This is a genomic window from Colwellia sp. PAMC 20917, assembly GCF_001767295.1.
GTDB lineage: Bacteria > Pseudomonadota > Gammaproteobacteria > Enterobacterales > Alteromonadaceae > Colwellia_A.
The window spans coordinates 688,522-710,195 of record NZ_CP014944.1; the positions used below are offsets into that span (position 1 = coordinate 688,522).

Annotated in this window: 20 protein-coding genes; 10 read left to right on the top strand and 10 right to left on the bottom strand. The window is 38.4% G+C overall.

The window, feature by feature from the left end; translation table 11 throughout:
• The first annotated feature begins 588 nt into the window (after positions 1–588).
• The 7 genes from A3Q34_RS02960 (at position 589) to A3Q34_RS02990 (ending at position 9,784) form a co-directional block, all read left to right on the top strand.
• Positions 589–1,569, top strand: coding sequence for a transposase (locus A3Q34_RS02960; protein WP_070373990.1), 981 nt, complete (start codon positions 589–591; stop codon positions 1,567–1,569).
• 959 nt (positions 1,570–2,528) lie between these two features.
• Positions 2,529–2,930 carry a DUF3718 domain-containing protein gene (locus A3Q34_RS02965; protein WP_070373991.1) on the top strand — a complete coding sequence of 134 codons (402 nt, stop codon included), beginning with the start codon at positions 2,529–2,531 and terminating at the stop codon, positions 2,928–2,930.
• Positions 2,931–3,898: 968 nt separating this feature from the next.
• Positions 3,899–4,321, top strand: coding sequence for a DUF3718 domain-containing protein (locus tag A3Q34_RS02970; protein WP_070373992.1), 423 nt, complete (start codon positions 3,899–3,901; stop codon positions 4,319–4,321).
• A gap of 931 nt (positions 4,322–5,252) precedes the next feature.
• Entirely contained in the window at positions 5,253–6,008 is a 756-nt protein-coding gene (locus A3Q34_RS02975; RefSeq protein WP_070373993.1) for a hypothetical protein, read from the top strand.
• Between the two features lie 1,033 nt (positions 6,009–7,041).
• A complete protein-coding gene (locus A3Q34_RS02980) occupies positions 7,042–8,766 on the top strand; it encodes an acetolactate synthase 3 large subunit (RefSeq protein WP_070373994.1) in 1,725 nt (574 codons plus the stop codon).
• A complete protein-coding gene (gene ilvN / locus A3Q34_RS02985) occupies positions 8,766–9,263 on the top strand; it encodes an acetolactate synthase small subunit (RefSeq protein ID WP_070373995.1) in 498 nt (165 codons plus the stop codon). The genes A3Q34_RS02980 and ilvN overlap by 1 nt, the downstream gene beginning before the upstream one ends.
• Before the next feature lie 80 nt (positions 9,264–9,343).
• Positions 9,344–9,784 carry a GNAT family N-acetyltransferase gene (locus A3Q34_RS02990; protein WP_070373996.1) on the top strand — a complete coding sequence of 147 codons (441 nt, stop codon included), beginning with the start codon at positions 9,344–9,346 and terminating at the stop codon, positions 9,782–9,784.
• A gap of 4 nt (positions 9,785–9,788) precedes the next feature.
• Here the strand turns inward: A3Q34_RS02990 and folD are convergent, their stop codons facing one another.
• From folD to rnm, 10 genes are all read right to left on the bottom strand, one after another.
• Positions 9,789–10,649, bottom strand: coding sequence for a bifunctional methylenetetrahydrofolate dehydrogenase/methenyltetrahydrofolate cyclohydrolase FolD (gene folD / locus A3Q34_RS02995; RefSeq protein WP_070373997.1), 861 nt, complete (start codon positions 10,647–10,649; stop codon positions 9,789–9,791).
• Between the two features lie 141 nt (positions 10,650–10,790).
• Entirely contained in the window at positions 10,791–11,300 is a 510-nt protein-coding gene (locus A3Q34_RS03000) for a YcgN family cysteine cluster protein (protein WP_070373998.1), read from the bottom strand.
• 42 nt (positions 11,301–11,342) lie between these two features.
• On the bottom strand, positions 11,343–12,398 hold the full coding sequence (locus A3Q34_RS03005; RefSeq protein WP_070373999.1) for a lytic murein transglycosylase: 1,056 nt from the start codon (positions 12,396–12,398) through the stop codon (positions 11,343–11,345).
• Positions 12,399–12,408: 10 nt separating this feature from the next.
• Positions 12,409–12,699: a YcgL domain-containing protein gene (locus A3Q34_RS03010; protein ID WP_070374000.1), complete on the bottom strand. Its 291-nt coding sequence runs from the start codon at positions 12,697–12,699 to the stop codon at positions 12,409–12,411.
• A gap of 52 nt (positions 12,700–12,751) precedes the next feature.
• A complete protein-coding gene (rnd, locus tag A3Q34_RS03015; protein WP_070374001.1) occupies positions 12,752–13,891 on the bottom strand; it encodes a ribonuclease D in 1,140 nt (379 codons plus the stop codon).
• A 52-nt stretch (positions 13,892–13,943) separates the two neighbouring features.
• A complete protein-coding gene (rluB, locus tag A3Q34_RS03020) occupies positions 13,944–14,804 on the bottom strand; it encodes a 23S rRNA pseudouridine(2605) synthase RluB (protein ID WP_070374002.1) in 861 nt (286 codons plus the stop codon).
• Positions 14,805–14,914: 110 nt separating this feature from the next.
• Positions 14,915–15,496, bottom strand: coding sequence for an SMC-Scp complex subunit ScpB (scpB, locus tag A3Q34_RS03025; protein WP_070374003.1), 582 nt, complete (start codon positions 15,494–15,496; stop codon positions 14,915–14,917).
• The gene (locus A3Q34_RS03030; RefSeq protein WP_070376986.1) at positions 15,493–16,302 is read right to left on the bottom strand and encodes a segregation and condensation protein A; all 810 of its coding nucleotides are present in this window, start codon (positions 16,300–16,302) and stop codon (positions 15,493–15,495) included. Before A3Q34_RS03030 ends, scpB begins: the two co-directional genes overlap by 4 nt.
• A gap of 60 nt (positions 16,303–16,362) precedes the next feature.
• Complete coding sequence (locus A3Q34_RS03035; protein ID WP_070374004.1) at positions 16,363–16,983, bottom strand: L-threonylcarbamoyladenylate synthase; 621 nt, start codon at positions 16,981–16,983, stop codon at positions 16,363–16,365.
• A gap of 133 nt (positions 16,984–17,116) precedes the next feature.
• Positions 17,117–18,001, bottom strand: a complete 885-nt coding sequence (rnm, locus tag A3Q34_RS03040) for an RNase RNM (RefSeq protein WP_070374005.1) — start codon at positions 17,999–18,001, stop codon at positions 17,117–17,119.
• Between the two features lie 329 nt (positions 18,002–18,330).
• Here rnm and A3Q34_RS03045 point away from each other — a divergent pair, with 329 nt between their 5' ends.
• From A3Q34_RS03045 to trpD, 3 genes are read left to right on the top strand one after another with little or no spacing between them, the layout of a single operon-like run.
• On the top strand, positions 18,331–19,995 hold the full coding sequence (locus tag A3Q34_RS03045) for an anthranilate synthase component 1 (protein ID WP_070374006.1): 1,665 nt from the start codon (positions 18,331–18,333) through the stop codon (positions 19,993–19,995).
• Entirely contained in the window at positions 19,988–20,650 is a 663-nt protein-coding gene (locus tag A3Q34_RS03050) for an aminodeoxychorismate/anthranilate synthase component II (RefSeq protein ID WP_070374007.1), read from the top strand. Before A3Q34_RS03045 ends, A3Q34_RS03050 begins: the two co-directional genes overlap by 8 nt.
• Positions 20,643–21,674 (top strand): anthranilate phosphoribosyltransferase, encoded by a 1,032-nt coding sequence (gene trpD / locus A3Q34_RS03055; protein ID WP_070374008.1) that lies wholly within the window; start codon positions 20,643–20,645, stop codon positions 21,672–21,674. The genes A3Q34_RS03050 and trpD overlap by 8 nt, the downstream gene beginning before the upstream one ends.

Below are 21,674 nucleotides of genomic sequence, written 5' to 3' on the forward strand. Positions count from 1 at the left end.
TTACCTTTTACGGGCAATGAACAGCAAGCTAAAACCCCAGGTATCCGCTTTAGCCTAAAGGACTATTTAACCCTTGTAGATGAAACAGGTCGCGTAATAAGAGCCGACAAGCGAGGCGCTATCGATAACAAAACCGCAAATATACTGTCAAGACTTCACATCAGCGATGAAAGTTAGCTCAAACTCACCACAAACTTTGAAGGTATATTCACTGGCGCGGTCGGCACCGCAGAGCATTTGTGTGAATTTACTGAGCACGTGGGGTTAAAGCGAGCACACGGTAAAGCAAATGCTCAAGCTTGTTTGAATAGCGCGTAAACTTAACTACATGCTAAGACCGCACTAAAACCACAAGAAAAAATACGGCTACCTTGGGGTAGCAAGCACAGCTTGCCTGAAATTCACTCATTTAATCAACATCTATAAAATTCGATAGGCAAAGGCTTACAAGATGAAATACATGCATTGTGTTGACCAATGGATAGCGTGTTTCAGAGAACATTTCCCATTAAGCCACCCATAATAAATCGTTTTTTTTTCAACAATAAACTACACTTAGTTTACCCTCTTATAAGTGTGGTGATTGTTATGCCCAAGCCTCGTTCACAACAAATCAGTTTATCTGATACGCCGTATTATCATATTTGCAGTCAAACCGTTCGAAAAGCCTTTTTATGTGGTATTGATAAAGAAACCGGTGTCAGTTATGAGCACAGGCGTCATTGGATTGAACAGCGCATTTTTACATTATCTCAGGTCTTTGCTATTGATATTTGTGCTCACGCGGTTATGAATAATCACTTACATTTAGTCCTTCATGTTGATAGTGAAAAAGCTAACAACTGGACGACGCTAGAGGTACTGTCTCGTTGGCATACGTTGTTTAAAGGCACCCTGTTGACCTGTCAGTATCAGCGACAGCAATCATTAACGACATTCGAAATAGAAATAGTTGAAGAAACAGCACAGGTCTATAAACAGCGCTTAATCGATATCAGTTGGTTTATGCGAGCATTAAACGAGCCTATTGCTCGACAAGCCAATAAAGAAGATAAATGCACAGGGCACTTTTGGGAAGGACGCTTTAAATCACAAGCCCTGCTCGATGAAGGGGCATTACTTGCTTGTATGGCTTATGTAGATTTAAATCCAGTGCGTGCGGGCATTGCCCCAACACCTGAGCAATCGCGTTTTACCAGTATTCAACTGCGTATCAAAGCAGCCATCATGGGAGAGCAACCGACAACCTTATTACCTTTTACGGGCAATGAACAGCAAGCTAAAACCTCCGGTATCCGCTTTAGCTTGAAGGACTATTTAACCCTTGTAGATGAAACAGGTCGGGTAATAAGAGCAGACAAACGAGGCGCTATCGATAACAAAACCGCAAATATACTGTCAAGACTTCACATCAGCGATGAAAGTTGGCTCAAACTCACCACAAACTTTGAAGGTATATTCACTGGCGCGGTAGGCACCGCAGAGCATTTGTGTGAATTTACTGAGCACGTGGGGTTAAAGCGAGCACACGGTAAAGCAAATGCCCAAGCTTGTTTGAATAGCGCGTAAACTTAACTACAAGCTAAGACAGTACTAAGACAGCAAGAAAAATACGGCTACCTTGGGGGAGAAGTAAACTTGCCTGAAATTCACTCATTTAATCAACATCTATAAAAATCGATATACAAAAGCTTACAAGATGAAATACATGCATTACTGTTGACCAATGGATAGCCGTATTTCAGAGCATTATTATTGTGTAGCATTATCATGGGTGGCATAGTAACTTTATCAACATCTATAAAAATCGATATGAAAAGCCTTACAAGATGAAGTACATGCATTGTTGCTGACCAATCGATAGCCGTGTTTCAGAGCATTATAACTGCGTAGCATTAGCATGGGTGGCATAGTAATTTTTTTAATCAACATCTATAAAAATCGATATGCAAAAGCTTACAAGATGAAGTACATGCATTACTGTTGACCAATGGATAGCCGTGTTTCAGAGCATTATCACTGCGTAGCATTATCTTGGGTGGCATAGTAACTTTTTTGATCTACAGCGGACATGGTTGAACAATCATATTACTCTGGAGTGTGCCTGATAGCGGTCGTTCACATGGTTGTGTTGCATGACTTCTTGCAGCTCGTCCACTTTGTGTAAAGCAGACTATAATGTCAGGTTTTTTTACAGCATATAATACATTGCACTGCAAATATGTTCATTCAGACTATAAATATGTATATTTCCAAATCTAACATTAGATTTTTCTCTGTATCTTGAGTTTTTCATTAGCCAGTGTCCATTTTTTTTACACTTATTATTTCAAAATTAATATTATTTTTAGTTACACATTTTAATTGCCTTTTATTCATACAATTAGGCTTTACCAATTCTGAATGGCGCAAAAAATGCCTATAACCGTGCGGATGAGGATGTGTTAAATAGCTTCCTATCTCCCGTTAACTATTCGAGAGTTTTAGTTAAGTTGTATCGGGTACTTGCAACTATAAAGGAGTCAATTATGAAAATTTTAACATTGGCAGTAGTGTTCGTATTATTAGCTTTCAATTCTAATGCTACCAAGTACAAGTTCATTGCAACAGATAGTAGTATTGAGACAGAAATGTGTGTGTTTGCTGGCAATAATGATAAAGATGGATTAAAAAAAGCACTGAGATTGCGTATGATGGGTTCTGCGATTAATTCAAAACGCTTTACTGTTAATTCTGTTACTTGTAATGATATGGTAATGGCGCATTTTGCCCATAAATATGATGCGTTAGATACCTTTTCGTATTTAAACCATTTCACCTCCAAAAAAGATAAAATACCTACCACAAGTGTTGAAATAAAAGATATCGCAGCCGTTTTCAATCACAAAAATGAAGAGACTAAGATCATTTATGTCGGCTCGGCTAAATAAATTGCATATTGAAAATTCAGAGCTAAACTTTTATAACTTACTATAAAGTTTAGCTCTTCATTCAATAAGTTAATGTGACGTTTAACATACAAATGTCTGCTTCTTACCATTAGATATAAAATACTGACATATCTAACTGTCAGTTTTCTTACCCCAAAACTGACCAGTAATTAGAAGCTATTTAATAATCCAGAATGACTATTTTGTAGCAGAAGTTAGCGTCTATATATGGAATGCCACTAAAACTATGAACTTGCAGCCGCCATAGGTTTTGTTTTCATTATATAATTTTATTTTTTTTATACCCTGAAATCAGTCTCAAAACCGATGTTAGTAAGGTCAGAGATGACAATTAACGGATGTAAAACTGACCTAGACAAACGCGCATAACTCTCAATCCTGACTTCTTCAATGCTTACTAAGAAGACCTCCACAGCAGAAAATATTCATGGCGGTTGAGGTAATTACCTAAAGCTCACTAATGCCATAGAGAAAACATTAGCTTTTTATAATTTATACTGAAAATTTTTGTATGTTTTGATTTACAGCGAACATGGTTGAACAGTCATATTACTCTGGAGTGTGCCCGATAGCGGTCGTTCTCATGGTTGTATTGCATGACTTCTTGCAGCTCGTCCACTTTGTGTAAAGCAGATTATAATGTCAGATTTTTTACAGCATATAATATATTGCACTGCAAATAAGTAGATTTCTTTCTGTATTTTGAGTTTTTCATTAGCCAGTGTCCATTTTTTTTACACTTATTATTTCGAAATTAATATTACTTTTAGTTACACATTTTAATCGTCTTTTATTCATACAATTAGGCTTTACCAATTCTGAATGGCGCAAAAAATGCCTATAACCGTGCGGATGAGGATGTGTTATATAGCTTCCTATCTCCCGTTAACTATTCGAGAGTTTTAGTTAAGTTGTATCGGGTACTTGCAACTATAAAGGAGTCAATTATGAAAATTTTAACATTGGCAGTAGTGTTCGTATTATTAGCTTTCAATTCTAATGCTACCAAGTACGAGTTTATTGCAACAGATAGTAATATTGAGACAAAAATGTGTGTGTTTGCTGGCAATAATGATAAAGATGGATTAAAAAAAGCACTGAGATTGCGTATAATGGGTTCTTCGATTAATTCGAAACGTTTTACTGTTAATTCAAAACGCTTTACTGTTAATTCTGTTACTTGTAATAATATGGTAATGGCGCATTTTGCCCATAAATATGATGCGTTTGATACCTTTTCGTATTTAAACCATTTCACCTCCAAAAAAGATAAAATACCTACCACAAGTGTTGAAATAAAAGATATCGCAGCCATTTTCAATCACAAAAATGAAGAGACTAAGATCATTTATGTCGGCTCGGCTAAATAAATTGCATATTGAAAATTCAGAGCTAAACTTTTATAACTTACTATAAAGTTTAGCTCTTCATTCAATAAGTTAATGTGACGTTTAACATACAAATTTCTGCTTCTTACCATTGGATATAAAATACTGACATATCTAACTGCCAGTTTTCTTACCCCAAAACTGACCAGTAATTAGAAGCTATTTAATAATCCAGAATGACTGTTTTGTAGCAGAAGTTAGCGTCTATATATGGAATGCCACTAAAACTATGAACTTGCAGCTGCCATAGGTTTTGTTTTCATTATATAATTTCATTTTGTTTTTTATACCCTGAAATCAGTCTCAAAACCGATGTTAGTAAGGTCAGAGATGACAATTAACGGATGTAAAACTGACCTAGACAAACGCGCATAATTCTAAATCCTGACTTCTTCAATACGTACTAAGAAGACCTCCACAGCAGAAAATATTCATGGCGGTTGAAGTAATTACCTAAAGCTCACTAATGCCGCAGAGAAGAAGTTAGCTTTTTATAATTTATTTATGTATTGATCTACAGCTGACATGGCTGAACAACAGCTGACATGGCTGAACAACAGCTTTACGCTAGCCGTTTCCTGATAGCACACGTTAGATACAAATAATAACATCTGTAACTTTATGATAATTTTTGCCAATCCCCCGTTAAGTATGAATGCGAACAAAGCCAATAATGAGGTCGTAGAGGTTTTAAAAGAAAGCGACAAAACGGTCGTTAGCATAAATACTTAATATATCTGCCTGATCACCAAAACAGTCATTTGACAGATAGTATCTTAACTTGAAATGACTCGTATACTTACTATACTATTACTGCTCATTAAATGAGCACCGGCTATTGATGTCATCTTTGAATCTAAGATTTAAAGATGTAATAACAATTCAATAATACAACAGGCAGGAAACTATTATTATGAAAATAATATTCACTCTATTAATAGCTCTTTTTTTTATATCTTCTGTAATTGCTGAGGAGGTTAAATCCTATACGCAATTTGACACATTTAGATTCACTATAGACAATAAAAGCGCAAAAAAATTCACTACGAATATGCGCAATCATATTAAAAAATACCATGTCAAAGGTGTACTAAAAACCAAAATTTATAATATTATCTATGGTCCAAATACTAATGAATTTATATGGGTCATGGGCCCCATAAGTTATGCTGAATTTGATTCTCGACCTGACGATAAAAAACATGATGATGATTGGGTAGATAATATTAATCCATATATTACCTCTTATAAACAAAGCGAAATTTGGCGAAATATGGACGGATTATTGATTAACAATATGGCTAAAAATGCCGATTCGCCAGAAAAGTATATCACTAGATACCTAACGGTTAACTCTGATCAAGATAATGAGGTTATCAAGTATCTATTGAAGCAAGTAAAAGATACCCTCGACAAAATGGGTAAAGAAAAATATTGGGCAATTTACGACAACCAATTAATTCAAGGGAACTTAAACGGTCGTCATTTAATGGGGATTTCAGCCATGGACTCTTGGGCTGAGTTAGATGAGGACTTGGAATTCGCTAAGCATTTTGAAGATTTATACGGTAAAGGAAGTTACAAAACGTTTGGTGCTCTTTATGACAAAGTTTTTAAAAATCAATGGAACGAAGTTATCGAAGTAAACAAAGAGATGAGTGGTATGTAACTATCCCTCTATATGTTCAAATACAAGGCCAACTTAAATTGGCCTTGTATTTGCAAAAAATGCAAAAAAAGGCCACATCATTATTTAAATATCGAATGAGAAGCATTCGGAATAAGTTTGCTCACTAGTAACTCAGTACTTGTATAACCCGTTAATCAATAACGGAGATATAGATTAATGCGTTCAGGTAACGATATAACTATGCTGATTAGGCAACTATCCAATAGTGTAGACTTTAATTTCAATTGTGACTCTATGACAGTTTTGAGCATTTTCTCCGTCATAGGTTTTGTTTTCATTCTATACTTTTATTTTGCTTTTATACCGTGAAATCAGTCACAAAAACTAATTTTAGGCACGTCCGCTATGCCAATGATTATTTAGTTAGCAGTTTGCCGGCTTAAGACAACTAACGGGGTGTCTAGGTGACCTGAACTAACATTCAAATCTTTACTTCTTCTTTGCGCACGCAGAAGACGTTAACACCGTCATTTCAGGATGTGTTTTGAATGACTATTAAGGTTTACTTATGCCACTTGAAGTCAGATTCCAACTTTATTTGGAGTGTTTCTGGTACTTTATTAATAAATAAAAATTTACTGCCCCATTTGTTTCGATCTTTATTTAGCTAATTCAGATACTGATAAAATTAAATCGTTGCAGGCGAAACACTGCTTATTAGTGGTCAAAAAGTAACTGCGCTAGCATAGACATATATCTAAATCATTAAGATAAAATTAAAATGTTATGAGTATATTCATTTAAATCGTAATTATTTATTGACAGATAGAGCAAAACATCTTAAAAATAGATTCATAAATAACTTTTTCTCGGATTCAATTTACAATGAATGTTACATTTTCACTCATTACACTCCTCTCTGTCGTCGTGGTCATTAAACCATTGCGGAGTTGGTGTTGTGTGTAAGAAAAGTTATTAAATAACAAATACAATAAACCCTCGCTCTGCACAAGACCGAGGGTTTTTTTATTGTTGAAACTTAGTTTAACCATACTTTATAGAAGGCAAGCTCATGACAAAGAAGCAATTCACTGGTGCACAGATGGTAGTAAAAGCATTAGCGGCACTCGACGTGAAGTACATTTTCGGCTACCCCGGTGGTACTGTTTTAGATATTTACGATGCCTTATTTCAGCAAACAGACGTTGAGCATATCTTAGTACGTCATGAACAAGCGGCAACCCATATGGCCGATGGGTTTGCTCGGGCCACTGGCGAGGTAGGTGTCGTGCTTGCCACATCCGGTCCTGGGGCAACAAACTGTATAACGGGTATTGCGACCGCTTACATGGATTCAATTCCTATGGTGGTGCTTTCAGGACAAGTACCGACCACACTTATTGGCGATGATGCCTTCCAAGAAACTGATATTGTCGGCTGCTCTCGTCCCATCGTTAAGCACAGTTTTAACTGTCGGGTGGTTGAAGATATCCCTAATATTATTGCTAAAGCTTTTTATATTGCTAGCACTGGAAGACCGGGACCTGTGGTTATTGAGCTGCCCAAAGACTTATTAATGCCAACCAGCATGGGCGAATTTCATATTGAAACTGATGTTAAGATGCGTTCATACAATCCAAGCATTAAGGGTCACCCTAAACAAATAAGAAAAGCCGTTAAAGCAATGACTACGGCTAAAAAGCTGGTTGTTTATTCGGGGGGTGGTGTCATTATCGCCAATGCATCAGGCTTGTTAACAAAACTTGTTGAAAAATTAGATGCCCCAATTACCAATACATTAATGGGTTTAGGTGGCATTTCAGGCACTCATAAAAACTATATTGGTATGTTAGGCATGCATGGTTCAGTTGAAGCCAACAAAACGATGGCAAATGCTGATGTCATTCTTGCCCTTGGTGCTCGCTTTGATGATCGTGTCACAAATAATGTTAAGAAATTTTGTCCCGATGCCAAGATAATTCATGTTGATATTGATCCGACTTCTATTTCGAAAACCATTAATGCTCATATCCCGGTTGTTGGCCAACTTGAGGTCGTGTTACAACAGTTATTAGATGAATTAGCGGCAACAGACTTTGAGCCTAATAAAGAAGAAAGAATGCAGTGGTGGCAAGAAGTTAATAACTGGCGCGACATTAACCGCGTAGCTTATGTCCAAGAAGGAGACCAAATAAAACCCCAGCGTGTTATCGAAGCTATGTATAAAATTACCCAAGGTGAAGCATATGTTTGCTCTGATGTCGGTCAACATCAGATGTTTGCTGCACAATACTACCCGTTTGCTAAACCTCGCCAATGGATAAACTCTGGTGGTCTAGGCACAATGGGCTTTGGCTTACCTGCTGCTATGGGGGTTAAATTAGCCTTCCCTGAAAGTCATGTTATTTGCATAACGGGTGATGGCTCTATACAAATGAATATTCAAGAGCTTTCAACGTGTCTACAGTACAACTTACCTGTGGTTATTATTTCATTAAACAACCGCTCATTAGGCATGGTTCGCCAGTGGCAGGATATGGTTTATGGCGGTCGTCATTCATCTTCCTACATGGAGTCGCTTCCTGACTTTGTAAAACTTGCTGAATCATATGGTCATGTAGGTATGCAGATAAACCATTTAGATGAATTAGAAGATAAGCTAACCGAAGCCTTTGCGATTAAAAATCGTTTAGTTTTTGTAGATGTATTAGTAGACGAAAACGAACATGTTTACCCAATGCAGATAAGATTGGGCGCAATTGATGATATGTGGATAAAAAAAGGAGTAAAAGCATAATGCGCAGAATTTTAGCTGTTTTATTAGAAAACGAACCGGGCTCTTTATCACGTATTGTTGGCTTATTTTCTCAACGAGCCTTTAATATTGAAAGTTTGACCGTAGCTCCCACTGAAGATCCGAGTTTGTCGCGTATTACTATAGCAACACGAGGCGACGATAGAGTACTAGAGCAGATCGTCAAACAAGTTAATAAACTCATTGATGTCATCAAAATTACCGACTTAACCGAGCGTAGCCATGTTGAACGTGAACTACTGCTGATCAAAGTTTTGGCGATGAATGATAAATCACGCACTGAAGTTAAGCGTATTACCGATATTTTCAGGGGTTCAATTATCGATATTGGTAAGCAAGTTTATACCATTCAATTAACCGGCGATGCTGAAAAGCTTAATGCTTTTATCACGACACTCGCCAATGAAACAGAGATAATTGAATCGGTGCGTTCTGGCTGTGTCGGTATTGCCCGTGGTGAAAAAGCGCTTAGGATATAACGAACACTGAAGTTTAATAACCAAGCAACCTGCTTGGTTTTTTGTTTTATAATGAGCAGCCAATCATCAAAAGACAGATAATGAAAACGACTTTTTCTCTCGCAACTAAAAGTGATAAAAAATCACTGATGCGTTTTTATAAACAGCAAAGTTACAGCGCAGGCCTACTGGGTTTAGACAACGCTTACTTGCTTATGTGCTCATCAGATATTATTGGCGCGGTTATAATTTCAACGCTGTCAGAAAATAGCCAACAATCCTTTTTACATGCTTTGGTTATCGAACGGGCCTTTCGACAACAAACATTTGCCTCACAGCTATTAACCTTTGCTTTCACTCAACATCAACACCAAGAAATATTTTGTTTTGCTGACGAAACGCTAAATCACTTTTATCTGCAAAATGGCTTTGAAAAAATATCTGAACAACAATTACCTGAGCCGCTGTTAGGAAGATTTCTAAGGGTAAAGAAAGCTAAAAGAAATTTATTAGCTTTCACTTGTAAGCCGCTTATTTTATAGAGAATTAGCCATTAGTGCTTGCGGCTATAAGAGTGTTTTTCAATAAGCAGGCAATGGTCATTGGGCCAACGCCACCCGGTACTGGTGTTATCGCACCACAAACCGGTGCAACATTAGCAAAGTCGACATCACCAACGAGTTTAGCTTTGCCGCTCTCATCTTCTATATGGTTAATACCGACATCAATAACAGTTGCGCCTGGTTTTACCCAACTGGCTTGAACAAAATTAGCTCGGCCAACCGCCGCAATTAAAATATCGGCTTGCTGACAAATACCTGCTAGATTTTTAGTACGGGAATGAGCAATGGTTACTGTGCAATTTTCTTGCAGAAGTAACAAAGCAACAGGCTTACCAACGATATTAGAGCGACCAATGACAACCGCATGCAATCCTGATAAGTCTTCGCCTAAATGTTGTTTAGCCAATATAATGCAGCCTTGCGGCGTACAAGGCACTAATGCGCCTGGCTCGCCATTTAACAAGCGACCCGAATTCATCGCATGAAAACCATCAACATCTTTATGCGGAGCAATAGCCGCAATAATAACGCTTTCATCAATGTGCTTTGGCAAGGGTAATTGTACTAAAATACCGTGCACCGCATCATCACTATTTAACTGTTGCAGTTCGGCTAATAATTGTATTTGGCTAGTGTCATGAGGTAATTTAATTTCGTTAGAAATCATGCCGACATCACGTGTCTGCTTTATTTTATTACGCACATAAATTTCACTTGCTGGGTCTTCCCCAACGAGTACCACAGTTAAGCCTGGTACAATTCCCTTGTCTTTTTTAAGGCGGGCTACTTGAAGCGTTAGTGTTTTTCGTAAATCAGCAGCTGCCTGCTTACCATCAATGATCATCTATATTTCACTTTATTAGAATTAGAATTAGCGTTGGAACCATCGGCAACGAGTCACGACTCAATTAAGCGTTAGCCGTCAACCCTTGTTGCTATCACTCTTTGCACTTACCTTTTAGATAGAGGAAAGCAAAGCATAAAATTAATCGATATCATTTAGCGGCCATGAAACAATGAAATCTTCAAAATATTCTATCGCAACATCATCATCTTTAACTATTTTTCCTCGAACCGACATCCCCGCTTTATGCATGGCTGTCTTTTTGCCGTTGTTAAGCAGTGGATGCCACGAAGGCATGCCACGTCCCTCTTTTAGACGACGATAGGTACAACTAGGCGGCATGAAAAAAACACCGTCTAAATTTTCTTGTGTTAAGCGCACACAATCAGGCACTAAAGTGGTACGTTGTTCGTATTTTGAACATTGACAACTTTTTTCATTCAGTAAATGGCAAGCAATATTGGTGTAATGAATCTGCTCACCTTCGTTGATATAAGTGGTTGGCAGTAACTCAGTTTCCTGGGTTGTTTCATCATCATCAATAAATTTGTTTAGACAGCATTTAGCACAACCATCGCAAAGAGACTCCCACTCAGGTCGACTCATTTCTTCTAATTTTTTGGTTTGCCAAAAAGGAGCTTGTTCGCTCATAAATATCTTCTCTTTTATTTTCTCTGGTGAATCGAATGAATTTTACTGAATAGGTGGAAATTTTATTCTGTCTGATAAATGACCGACCGAGCTAACAAAATAATAAGATAGATTCCAATGCATTAGACTCTTATAATTATTATAAGCTAAATAAACACGGCCATTTTCGTCATCAGGAAATACTAGTGCAGCCTTAATGTCGACTTTAGGTAAGTGAGTACCATCGGCACGCCTAACACCTAAAGCTTGCCACTGTGCTAAGGTTTTTTCTGTTTTTTCCCAAGCTTTTAACCAGTTTGCTCGACTACCCGTATTTTTAGGAATAGCCAACGACTTATCGAAATCTGCTGGTAATTTAACCTGTCTACCCCAAGTTAATTCGTCGCTCCAACCTTCTTTTTTAAGATAGTTAGCCATAGACGAAAACACATCGTCTAAATTACCCCAGATATCTTTCTTGCCATCGCCATCTCCGTCGACCGCAAAAGCAACAAACGAGGTTGGCATAAACTGATTTTGCCCCATAGCACCCGCCCAAGAGCCTTTCATCTTTTCAACACTGATATGTCCTTGCTGAACAATAGTTAACGCAGCCCAAAGTTGTTTCTTAAAAAACACTTCACGGCGGCCTTCATACGCAAGCGTGGTTAATGCCGAAATAACATTATAATTACCCATGATTTTACCGAAGTTTGTTTCTAACCCCCATAACGCCACGATAAAACGGGGTTGAACGTTATATTCTTTACCAATTTTTGTTAACAAGGGTAAATGTTCTTTATACAGTGCACGCGCTTTATTAACTTTCCAGTCAGGAACACGTTTTGGTAAATAAGTATCTAAAGTTTCAACAGTTTCTGGCTGAGAACGATCGGCTTTTACCGCACGCTGGTGAAATTTGACCTGTGAAAAGGCGCTATTAACAAGTGCCGTGTCATAGCCCTTGTCCAGCGCTTCTACTTTGAGTCTGGCAACATATATCTCAAAACCCGCTGCGCTTAGATTTTTTTTTGCCGCTTGAGCAGAGCTAGTTAAACAAAGCAAAATACAACAACTCATTAGCACACTATATTTTTTAATATCAAAGCAAAACGACATGTAACACTCCTTAATCATCATTGTTATTTTTTATTTTCATTTCCGTTTTATGTTGGTCAAGTAAGTTTTCTATGGGTGGTGGAAGCTGTAAGTAAAAGCCTTGCTCATTTAAATTTGCTTTTACTTTTTCAATGTCTGCTAGTGCCAGCTTTTCTTTTTTTGCTAAATTCATCACAGTAACAAGTGTTGGCGTACCAAAAATTGACATCAAGGGTGCCGGTACTGATGAGAAATCATTACGTTGTTTAACAAAAAGATATGTTTGCGCTTTTTTAGTACTTTTATAGATGGTACACAGCATATAGTAGACCTATGTTTTTAGTTGTAGTGTTTTAAAATGTCTAATAGACAGTTTATTTAAAATCATTTTTAGCGAATAAATTTAATTGCTCACCGAACAAGGTTTTACGCCAGCCCGATAATATATCAATTGATTCACTATACTCGGGCGCATTATGTAATTTAAAATGCCATGACAAAAATTGATTAATTTGTTTTTTCGAGGCTAAATTTTCAGGAGTAAGTTCAGCGTTTAGCGCTTGTTCAGCGACAAAGTTTTTCACTTTCTTAAAGATTTGTTTATAACCCGGATATTCATCAAGACGAAAAATTTTCTCTGGGTATTGACCACAATCTTCTTGCTCAGCCTTTTTTAAAACCATCAACATTGTTTTGCCCTTGTGGCGAACATCAAGCATTTCGACGCCTTCAAGGTTGGCCATAACCGCAACGTTATCAGGGTTATGAACCGCTAAAGCAAATAAGGTGTGATCTTTGGCAATGAAGCCTATCGGCATATCACGACTCTTCGCTTGCTGAAAACGCCAACTGGCTAAGTGTTGCAAGATGTAGAGTTGCTTGGCGCTGAGTTTCCAGCTTAACTTGATATTACGATATAATTTACTTTCATCGATAGGCGTAAATTTTTTCTCTATCAGTAAATCACTTTCTTCCTGCGCAGCATCGAGCCAGCCTTTTTGCTCAAGTTCATCACGAATACGCGGGTAAAGTTGAAATAGATACTCGACGTCTGCTTGCGCATAATCAAGCTGTTTAGCACTTAAAGGACGCTTCATCCAATCGGTTCTTGACTCTGACTTATCAACTTCTATATCAAGATAATGGTTGACCATTGCGGCATAGCCCATTGATAAACCATGACCAAGAAACGACATCATTATTTGACTGTCAATTAAGTTAACCGGACGACAATTTGCCGCAGTCAGAAAAACTTCTAAGTCTTCTGAGCAAGCATGCAGTACCTTGCAAATTTTTTCATCGGTTAGTAGCTGCCAAAAGGGTGATAAATCATCTATCGCAACGGGGTCAATTAACGCTAAATTTTCCCCGTCGTTCACTTGAATAAGACCTAATTTAGGATACAAGGTACGAGTACGAACAAATTCGGTATCTATTGCCAAAAAGTCTGCTTGCGCAAGTTTCTGACAAAGTACAACCAATGAGGCATGATCTTCTACGTAAGTTTTATTCAAGTTTATCCCTTAAAAAATTAATGACAGCTTATGCAACAATATCAACAAAAGACTAACGGCGACGACGCGTTGCTTGTTGACTTCTTTGTTGATGTTTTTTCACTGAGCGGCGAATACGACGGCTTTTGGCATTATCCATCACTTTTTCGTCCACTTTAACTTTGCTTTGTGTTTCAACAGGCAAACCCACTAATTTACGGTAGTAATTGACTTCAGGTAAAGCTAACTCAGTCCAACCACCATTAGGTAATTGTCGTTTCATTTCCATATCGCCATAGCGCACACGAATTAGACGGCTGACTTGAACTTCTTGGCTTTCCCATAAACGGCGAACTTCACGGTTACGCCCTTCTGAAAGTACCACATGAAACCAATGATTACGCCCTTCACCACCTTTGTAAGTGATCTTTTGAAACTTCGCCGGTCCATCTTCCAATTTAACACCCGCACGCAATGTTTGCAGCATGGCTTCATTGACTTCGCCAAAAACACGCACTGCATATTCACGTTCAACTTTTTGTGAAGGATGCATTAAGCGATTAGCAAGCTCGCCATCGGTGGTAAATAACAACATACCCGAAGTGTTAATATCTAATCGACCAACAGCAACCCAGCGACTATTCTCTAGTGGCGGTAAACGATCAAAAACCGTTGGACGCCCTTCAGGATCTTTACGGGTACACATTTCGCCTTCGGGCTTGTTGTACATAATGACACGACATAAATCGTCTTCTTTAGGTTTTAACTTAACGATGTGACCATCAAGACGAATTTGCTCACTTCCTTCGATGCGATCCCCTAAAAAAGCGGTTTTTCCATCAACACTGATACGACCAGCACTAATGAAGGTTTCCATTTCACGGCGTGAACCTTTACCGGCACGGGCAAGGACTTTTTGTAATTTTTCAGACATGGCTTTAACTCTCTTTACGTCAGTAACTTCACGGTGTTTTCCGCTACGTTGCTGTCTCTAAAATAAATAGTGTTTGTATATTTTTATTAATACGGGTGCTGTTGCTATAACTAAACCAATGCTTGCAAAGGTTTATCTATAGCGCCTAAATCAGCCATAGGCAATAATTCGGGTAACTGGCTTAATGAAGTTAATGAAAAATAATCTAAAAATGCTTTTGTGGTCGCATATAACGATGGCCGCCCAGGCACTTCTTTATTACCAACCACTTTCACCCAGTTTCTTTCTAATAATGTTTTCATTATATAACTACTTACCGCTACTCCGCGAATCTCTTCAATTTCGCCGCGGGTTATTGGCTGTTTATAAGCAATAAGGGCAAGCGTTTCTAAAAGTGCTCGCGAATACTTAGGCGTTTTTTCTTTGGTGAGCTTAGCAACAAAAATAGCTAAGTCTTCATTAAGCTCACTAATCGTTTCAAATCGGTAACCTGAAGCAACCTGCACCAAGTTAACCCCTGAATTTTTATATTTTATCACCAATTCACCAATGACATCACGAATTTGCTGGTGATTTAGCTGATAATTAACTAATAACTCTGTTTTTATTTGCTTAACACTCAAAGGTCCATCACTAACAAAAAAAGCCGCTTCAATAAGTTTAGCTATTTTTATTTTTTCAACAGTTGTCATACGGGTAAACGCACTCTTAATTGACCAAAAATGGTAGTTTGTACACATTCTATCAAACTTTCTTTGATCAACTCTAAAATAGCTAAAAAAGTTACCACAACACCTTGTCTGCCCTCAGCGACTGTAAACAAAGCGCTAAATTCAACAAAAGCTGAGCTATTTTCGGCAGCACACTTTAACTGCGCTAATATTGATGACATCCGCTCTCTGGTTGATAAAGATTCTTTTTCTATATGGTGATGTTCGAGTGCTTTGGTACGTTTAAGTACTCCTTGTAAAGCACTAACAAGTTCACTTAAGTCGACATCAGCCTGAAAAACGGCGGCTTGAAAATCTTCAGATAATTCAACATTCCCTTGAAAAAAATCACGTTCAAGACGAGGAATTTGATCAAGTTGTTGTGCAGCACTTTTGATCACCTCATATTCTTGTAAACGACGTACTAATTCGGCACGTGGGTCTTCATCCTCATCAACTACCGCTTGTTTTGGTAATAATAAACGTGACTTTATTTCCATTAAAATGGCAGCCATGACTAGGTATTCGGCCGCTAATTCCATTTTAATTTCTTTCATCAATTCAATGTATTGCATATATTGTGTGGTAATGGGCGCAATAGGCATATCTAGAATATCAAATTTTTGCTTACGAATAAGGTAAAGCAATAAATCAAGTGGTCCTTCAAATGACTCTAAAATAACCTCTAAGGCATCAGGCGGAATAAATAAATCTTTTGGCTTATTAACCACCACTTCACCACGGATCAATGCCAGCGGTAATACTTGCTGAACCATCTCTCGTGGCATAGTTTTTTCTTTTGAATTAGCGGGCTGACTCACTCGTTATTAATCCATAATAAGTTGTAGTTATTCAAAAGGGCTTGGGTCGCCTTCACCGACTCGAATAACTTTCACTTCATCATCAGAAAAATCAATGACGGTGGTTGGGTGCTCACCCAAGTGCCCACCATTAATGATTAAATCAACTTGGTGCTCTAAAATATCGCGAATGTGCTCAGGGTCATACTCTGCTCGTTCTTCACCCGGCATAATTAGCGTTGTCGACATAATAGGCTCTTGCAGTTCAGCCAGTAAGGCTTGCACTATGGCATTATCAGGCACCCGAATACCTATGGTTTTTCTTTTCGGATTTAATAACCGTTTAGGTACTTCTTTTGACCCTTTAAAGATAAAAGTATAAGGGCCTGGGGTATTACTTTTTAATAACCGATAGGCGCTGTTATCAACACGGGTATACTCAGATAATTCAGATAAATCACGGCACACTAAGGTGAAATTATGATCTTTATCGATATTTCGGATATTACAAATACGTTCAAGCGCTTTTTTGTCGCCGATATGACAACCTAAAGCATAACCTGAATCGGTAGGGTAAACGATAACACCACCTTGTTGGATAATGGCCGCCGCTTGCTTCATCAAACGACCTTGCGGATTATCTGGGTGTACATAAAAAAACTGACTCATAAATTTTCTCCACTAAGATGTTGATGTTAATTTCGGTGTTACTTTAGGTGTTACTTTAAGTGTTAATACGATTATTAAGCTTACTATTTTTTTATAACTAGCTCGGGTATACCTATCTTACTCACTTAGTAACTCACTTAACGGCGTTAGACCAAAGATCCCAAATGGGTTTCACCTGATCGGGCATACGTAAATTACGACCTAAATCACTCCATCGCGTTGGATAATGAAAGTCTGAGCCCATAGATGCATGTAAATCATATTCTAAACAAAAGCTTAGCATTAATTTTCGTTGTTCGTTAGCCATTTGCGGTAATACTATTTCTAAGCCATCACCTTTTGCGGCTTTAAACTGCACCACTAAGCGGCGTAACCATTTGGTTGATAAGTCATATCTAACCGGATGGGCAATCACCGCATTACCACCGGCGTGATGAATAGCGGCAATCGCTTCTTCAATAGAACACCAGTTGGGCTTTACAAACGCGCGTTGGCCTTTGCCAATGTATTTATCAAAGGCTTTTTGCATATGATCAACATGGCCTTCTTGCAATAATATTTTAGCAAAGTGTGCCCGCGTTATAGAGCCTTGCCCTGCAAGTTCTTTCGCTTGCTCGTAGATGCCAGAGAAGCCACATTTGGTGAGTTTTTCACCCATGGTGGTGGCACGTAATTCTCTTGCTGCTTGCTGGCTGGCAATTAACGTTTGTAATTGTTCATTATTTTCATCGATGTTTAAGCCAACAATATGAATTTCAAAACCATGCCAGCTGGTTGATATTTCGATGCCATTGATAATGGTTAATGGATGATTTTTTTCTAGAATATAATCTTTAGCTATAGATAAACCTTTAAGCGTATCGTGATCGGTAATAGCTAAAACATTCAATTGGAAGTTAACCGCCCGTTCAACAAGCTCTTGCGGCGTCAGTGTTCCATCAGAACATTTTGTATGACTGTGCAAATCGACCCGTAGGCTATAATAATCAGCTAAATCAGAGGTTGACAATACAGTCATAATCGGTTCTTCTATAGGGGAATTAATTGCTAAGGCAATTTTACTGAGATGAAGACAATAATGATACAAGTAAAACAAACTATTTCGATGAATTGTTGGTGGCATAAATCTGCATAAGTGGGTTGTGATGTTTACTTGTACGTAAAAATTCAAAAAGCCTGCTTATTTCATAATGAGTGGGCTTTTTACTTTTTAGCTCAAAGCTAAAGTACTATGGCGAGAAAAACATGATTATTACGCGCGTTAAAAGTTGGTTTATATGGTGGCTATTGCCTATTTATGCAGGTTGACCATTAATTTAAATTAGACGTTAAAAGCTAGGAAAGAATATGAATCATCAGAATACGCTTACCATAGATAAGCAAACTGGCAGTGTTACCACACTATCAGAAACCGTTAAATATCAGACCGATCCCCTGGCGATATTTCACCAGTTAAGCCAAAACAGCGACAATAACTTATTATTAGAATCGGCTGAAATTGATAAAAAACATCAATTAAAAAGCTTATTACTTACCGATGCGGCATTAAAAATAACCTGTCATGGTAATCTTGTTACGTTTGAAGCGTTAACAAACAATGGTCAATCGGCGCTTGAGTTTGCGCAACAGCATTTAGCTGAACACGCTACGTTAAGCGTTAAAGATAAAACACTTAGCGCCATTTTCCCTGAACTGACTCAACAACTGGATGAAAAATCGCGCTTACTCGCTATTAATCCTTTTCAAAGTTTACGCTTATTTAATAAGCTTAAAAATAGCAACAATCACCCTTTTGCGATATTTTTAGGTGGAGTCTTCGCCTTTGATATGATGTCGATGACCGAGCAATTACCGACAGTAAGCCAAGGTGATAATACCTGCCCAGACTTCGTCTATTATTTGGCTGAAACTGTTGTGATTATCGATCATGAAGCGCAATCAACTGAAGTTATTGGTAATATTTTTTCAGGAGAAGCGGCCAATCATAATCTAGTGACAATTCGTCAACGGTTAGCCGATATAAAAAATATTTTGGCCCAACAATATATTGCTCAAGAAAGACCTTATGACAAGCCGATTGAAAAAAGTGAAGTTAGTAGCGACATCTCAGATCAACAGTTCTGTGACACGGTTAATCAGTTAAAAGAAAATATTCGCGCCGGTGATATTTTTCAAGTGGTACCTTCTCGTACCTTTTCGCTAAAGTGCTCAAACACCTTAAATGCTTACAAAGCGTTAAAGCAAAGCAACCCTAGCCCTTATATGTTTTACCTAAAAGACAGCGAATTTTGTATTTTTGGTGCTTCTCCAGAATCTGCATTAAAATATCAACATAAAAATCGTCAAGTAGAAATTTATCCCATTGCCGGAACTCGTCCGCGCGGACTTAATAAAGACGGTTCAATTTCACTTGATTTAGACAGTCGTATTGAACTTGAATTACGATTAGATAAAAAAGAATTAGCCGAGCACACTATGCTGGTTGATTTAGCCCGCAACGATATTGCCCGCGTTAGTCAAGCAGGTACTCGCTATGTTGCTGACTTATTAAAAGTTGACCGTTACTCTCATGTTATGCATTTGGTCTCTAGAGTTTGTGGCACCTTAGCGCTTGACCTTGATGCCCTGCACGCTTATCAGGCTTGTATGAATATGGGCACTTTATCGGGAGCCCCAAAAGTAAAAGCGACACAATTAATTCGAGAAGTAGAAGGCAAACGTCGAGGGAGTTATGGCGGCGCGGTTGGCTATTTAACCGGTGACGGTGAAATGGATACCTGTATTGTTATCCGCTCTGCTTTTGTTAAACACGGTATAGCGCATGTTCAAGCAGGTGCCGGTGTTGTTTACGACTCAGATCCTCAGTCAGAAGCCAATGAAACCAAGCAAAAAGCACAAGCGGTCATTAATGCCATTCAACATGCAGAACTTTTCACTGTTGAGATCACTGCCGCTCCGAGTAGCGACAGCGCTAACCTAAACAATCCGTGCAAGGAGAGTAATCATGCATAGTCATCAAGAACCCACTATTAATGGCAATGTTAGAATATTCATGCTCGATAACCTCGATTCTTTTACTTACAACTTGGTCGATGAATTTCAATGTTTAGGGTTTGAACCAACCATTTATCGAAACACCCTATCGGCAGATTTTATCTTTGAACAAATGCAAAAATCCACCGATCGAGTATTACTCGTATTATCGCCCGGCCCAGGAGAACCCAATAAAGCCGGCTGTTTAATGGCATTAATAGCCAAATGTGCCGGTAAATATCCAATCTTAGGCATTTGTTTAGGCCATCAAGCCTTAGTTGAACACTATGGCGGTAAAGTTATCCGTGCACCTGAAATTGTCCATGGTAAAGCATCGAGTATTACTCATCGTCAAACCGGTGTTTTTGACCAGATAAATCACCCCTTACCTGTGGCGCGCTATCATTCACTGATAGCAAGTGAAGTCCCTAATACCATTGATATTATTGCTGAATATATAACATCTGAACAAATCAGTTTACCAATGGCCATTGAGCATAAGACGGACGTAGCCTTAGGATTTCAATTTCATCCAGAGTCAATCCTAACGACTTATGGCGGCACGTTATTAGCGCAAACTATTGATTATTTACTGGCTTCACCACACAAAGCAGCGGAAGGTTCTTATGAGTAAAATTTTACAACAACTTGTTGATGGAAATGATATTAGTCAGACTGAAGCTGAAGATTTTTTTAAAAATATGATCAAAGGTGAAGTTGAGCCCGTACTGTTAGCAAGTGTATTAACTGCCTTAAAAATAAAAGGCGAAACGGCTAACGAAATTTCAGGTGCTGCCCTAGCAGTAAGAGGCTCAGCAACACCATTTCCACAGCAAGAGCATAACGTTGCTGACTGTGTAGGTACCGGTGGCGATGGCGCGAATACCATTAATATATCAACTACCGCGGCAATTTTAGCCGCGGCATGTGGCTTAAAAATGGCGAAACACGGTAACCGAAGTGTTTCTAGCATGTCTGGCTCCGCAGATTTATTGGAGGCCTTTGGCGTCAATTTAATGATGTCGCCAACGACAGCAAGTGCGTGTTTAGCGCAAACAAATTTATGTTTCTTATATGCTCCGGCTTATCACCCGGGTTTTAAACATGCAGCTCCGGTTAGAAAATCTATGGGGGTGCGCACTTTATTTAATATATTAGGGCCATTAGTAAATCCTGCTTCACCGAGCACTATGTTACTCGGTGTTTATACACCAGCGCTTATCGATGTAATGGCAAAAAGTTTACTGTTAACTGGGGTTAAACGTGGCTGGGTCGTTCACGGTAGCGGCTTAGATGAAATTGCCTTACACGGCGAAACGCAAGTTAGCGAGATAGCCAATGGTCAGTGTACAAGCCGAACCATTTCTCCCGCTGATTTTGGTTTACCCCGTTACACATTAGAAGATATTAAGGGCGGTACACCACAAGAAAATGCTGAGTATATTCGCGCAATTCTTAGTGGTAATGGCAAGGCTGCTCATAATGCCGCCGTCATTATTAATTGTGCCGCATTATTGTACCTACATGACAAAGCAACTGATTTAAAAATAGCCGCTAACATGGCAAGAGAAGTACTAGCTTCAGGTAAAGCATTAACGACTTTAGAAAATATGGTCGTGATTTCAAACTCAAATTTAGACTCAAAGGCAATGGCATAA